We start from the raw sequence: 3,343 nt of genomic DNA, 5'->3' as shown, positions 1-3,343 counted from the left end.
GGTCCCAGAACGATGCCGATGCGTGAAGGCGGTACCAACAAGCCGGAATGGTGGTACCTGGTAGGCGGAAGACGTCGGTACCAGGTAGCTGGAATAGAGGTACCATTTCGCCCTATTCGGCAAGAAGGTCAGTGAGCGCATTTTCTACCACGATCCTGTGTCCCTATCGTCCAAGTACGGCAAGAAAGCCGCCAAGGAGGTTTCCTGTCATGAGTGCAATCCGTAGTGGCACCTTGCTGGCCGCAGCCTACGCAGGGCTCAGGCACTTTGGTGCTTTGCCTGAGTGGTTGGCATCGCTTTACTAAGCCATCACCAGGCGATGTTCCAGGCGCGCCCGGCGACGTCGAGGACAAGTTCCTGGTTAGCGTCAAGATGATCAATCGGGCGAGAACTATCCTCGAAGTGCGTTGTTGGGGTGGTCAGCCAAAGGAAGACATCTTCAGGCTCCCAGCCAGATTCGGAAACAGGTGAAAACAGCTCTTTGAGAGCTAGTCGCAGTTCAGATATGAAACCTCCTCAAAGTCATGTGGTCATTCTTTTGAGCCTTGCGCGTCATGACCTGCGAAGCAATTCGCAACGACACTTCTTGGTTAAGCACCTCAGCCCTCCAGCTCATCAATTAATGAGAGCTAGAAGGCTGAGGCAAAGATAGTCAGAAATCTCAAAGCTTACTGGCCGTCGATAAGAACCTTGTCAGTTCCACCAAACCATTTGATACCCGGAAATTCTGCTTCGATGTTAGAAACACTATCCGAAATGAACTCTACGGGGTCCGAAGGTTCGCTGAGCTCATGGACAAATATCGCCCGGATCGAGTTCTCAATTGGAAGGTGTTCAGGTGGGTTGTCCGTAAGCAACACGTCAAGGAACTGAGCACTAAGGTCATCATAAAAATTTCTGTAGATAATGACCTGACGATTATCGAGAGAGCCTCGAAGCCCTAAGTACTTCACCTTGCCCAATACTTCTGGATCAATTGAAGCGTAGACGTTGCGCAGCTGCTCCTCGGTTACTCTCGGAATCACATTACCCTTCGGGTAACGTGGTGGATTGCTGCCTTCAATGAATTGCCACGTCATTGATCGACCTTTCAAATGTTTCGCGGAGAGAACTAGAGCAAGAGAAATTACTTACGTGAGGCAATCTCTTTCTCTAGCGCTGCCTTACTAATGGTAGTCCCAACCTTGACCGGCTTGTATGAATAGGTAATAACCTCATGCTCGCCGCCCGGCGTCGAGCCCAAGGCTGCTGCACGCCCACTCGTCACATTGTTCACCCATGACGGGCATACTGTTGGACCAATGCAGTATACGGTCATCAGACCTAAGCGACCATTAATGGGTTGACCATAGTACGACTGCTTGTAAGCCGTTTCAACCACTGCTTTTACTTGTATCTGCTTGTCAACGATGCAGTTGACGAGCTTGTCGTCACATCGCAATTTGCGGGCATACGAAGTCATTGCGCGCTGGGTTCCTTCAACTTTTATCGTTGGGCTACCCATAGCCCATGACATAGTCTTGAGATTCCAAATGCCGTGCTTGTGATAACTCTTGTCATACCCGAAGCCCTTTTTCCCATCGAAATAGCCTCGGCGAATAGGCCAGTTCGATGCATGCCCTTGACCATAGGCCAAGATTTGACTCGCTGGATAGTATGCCGCTGGCGTGCCGATCGCCGATTCAATAGTCGGTACTTGGTTTTTATCAGTCGACGCGCTTGCGGCTTGAGGCAATAAAAGGATAGTGGCAAGCAATCCAACGAGGGCTGTCAGTCCCCAACTTCTGTGCGTGCTCCTGTGATTCCCCAACTGGGCTACCTCATTTTCCTGTCTAGTGATGAACTGCATCTCGATTGAATGCAGGATAGCTTTGCGAGTAAAGGTAAGTGAAATACTGACATCCCCATAGTGAGCACCACTCACGGATAACAATGTAGGTAGGGGTATGAAATGTCAATTTCATTCCACTGTTTCGCTCAAATAGTTTCAAGACAGGGACCTAAATACACCAATCCATACTGGTAGGCTGATTGGAATTCGCCTTTCGGCTCATCGCGGATACACGCTGTTCGGTAGTCTGCAGACAACGTTTTTGCAATCCTCCGCACTAAGGGGGGGGTATGAATAGTCTCTCAAAGGAGACCCATTAAAACCCGGCTAGTCGCAGTCTACACCCGTCCAATTCTGACCCGATTCACCCTCAACTCGAATGGCGAGTACACCGGCACAGAAGTCGAGCGCCAGCGCCCATATCCAGTGGAGGACCTACCAGTCATGGGCCTTGAAGGAGTTCGTCCAGACCATTCGCTTGCCGGCTGGTACGCCAAGGTCCTAGAGGTCAACGACGATTCGCCCAGCTTCAGTCAGTTCACTTCCTTCAGTCAGTTCACTTCGCCAACCCCATTCGAACTAAGGCAGGCAGCGTGAGCTGAGTTCTCAATCCCCTCCCATACAGGTAGATGAGTCGATTGGAGATCAGCAGATGGGGGGTGGGCTGAGTAGGGGTTCATCCAATTCCGGGTAGCCCCAAAGGATCTACTCAGAGTGGGAATCTATAGGACTCTGAAACATTGCATCCCCTTCTATATGGAGGTTTAGCTTCCCCGGCCTCCGAACCCTTCACAGCTCTCAAGAATTAATGAGCTTGAAATTATTGCGCTCCCTTGTTAGAGGGATAAGACAGCTACACCCCCCTTCTTTCATTTATAAGTGAAAACAAGTACAGTAAATAGGACACGACAGCACACGACAGGGTAGGACAGGAAGGTATGACGATGAGCGCAACATTGCTTAGAAACGAAGTTATTGTGTCGTCCGAGGATCTGACGACTGTCCGCCGCGAAGTTGAATCCAGCCCTGCAGAGGTCAAAAGTTTTGCGGCCATCATGTCCAACGGTGATACCCGCGCGCTTCCTCCCGAGCTGTCTAAGATCATCGATTTAGCATTTCGTGCTCTGGCTGCCAATGGCAGCGTTACTGTGGCGACCCTGCCCGATGAGCTCACCAGTAACACTGCGGCTGAGGTTTTGGGCGTTTCTCGGCCAACGCTCTTGAAGCTCGCCAAAAACGGAGAAATCTCCTCATTCAAGGTGGGCACCCATACCCGTTTTAACCGCGACGAGGTACTAGCCTTCAAGACCAAGAGAGAAGTTACGCGCCGTAAGGCACTGGTGGAATTGATGGACATAGAAGACCAACTCGAAGACATGGCCTAACCCAGCGGTTTCATCGTGGCGTTGAGGGCCGCTGATTTCCGGTTTTTCCCAGAGTCGGCGGCTTTCCCTGGTTTCGGGGTCGCTGCTGCCACCATGGTCACTGGTGTGGGTGCCGGGTTCCACTGTT

3 protein-coding genes are annotated in these 3,343 nt (G+C 51.2%); 1 reads left to right on the top strand and 2 read right to left on the bottom strand.

Annotation, left to right across the window (positions count from 1 at the left end; all coding sequences use genetic code 11):
- Positions 1-668: 668 nt before the first annotated feature.
- A complete protein-coding gene (locus tag RCJ92_RS15330; protein ID WP_396277562.1) occupies positions 669-1,079 on the bottom strand; it encodes a hypothetical protein in 411 nt (136 codons plus the stop codon).
- Positions 1,080-1,126: 47 nt separating this feature from the next.
- Complete coding sequence (locus tag RCJ92_RS15325; RefSeq protein ID WP_396277563.1) at positions 1,127-1,924, bottom strand: hypothetical protein; 798 nt, start codon at positions 1,922-1,924, stop codon at positions 1,127-1,129.
- A gap of 851 nt (positions 1,925-2,775) precedes the next feature.
- On the opposite strand from RCJ92_RS15325, the gene RCJ92_RS15320 reads away from it, so the two are divergent.
- Positions 2,776-3,216, top strand: coding sequence for a helix-turn-helix domain-containing protein (locus RCJ92_RS15320; protein ID WP_396277564.1), 441 nt, complete (start codon positions 2,776-2,778; stop codon positions 3,214-3,216).
- The last annotated feature ends 127 nt before the right edge of the window (positions 3,217-3,343 follow it).

Source organism: Glutamicibacter sp. BSL13, assembly GCF_052928425.1.
This window is presented reverse-complemented; position numbering and strand designations above follow the sequence as displayed.

Excerpts from the sequence above, each read along its gene's own strand:
- RCJ92_RS15330 (WP_396277562.1), bottom strand. The coding sequence starts at position 1,079 with ATGACGTGGCAATTCATTGAAGGCAGCAATCCACCACGTTACCCGAAG.
- RCJ92_RS15320 (WP_396277564.1), top strand. The coding sequence starts at position 2,776 with ATGAGCGCAACATTGCTTAGAAACGAAGTTATTGTGTCGTCCGAGGAT.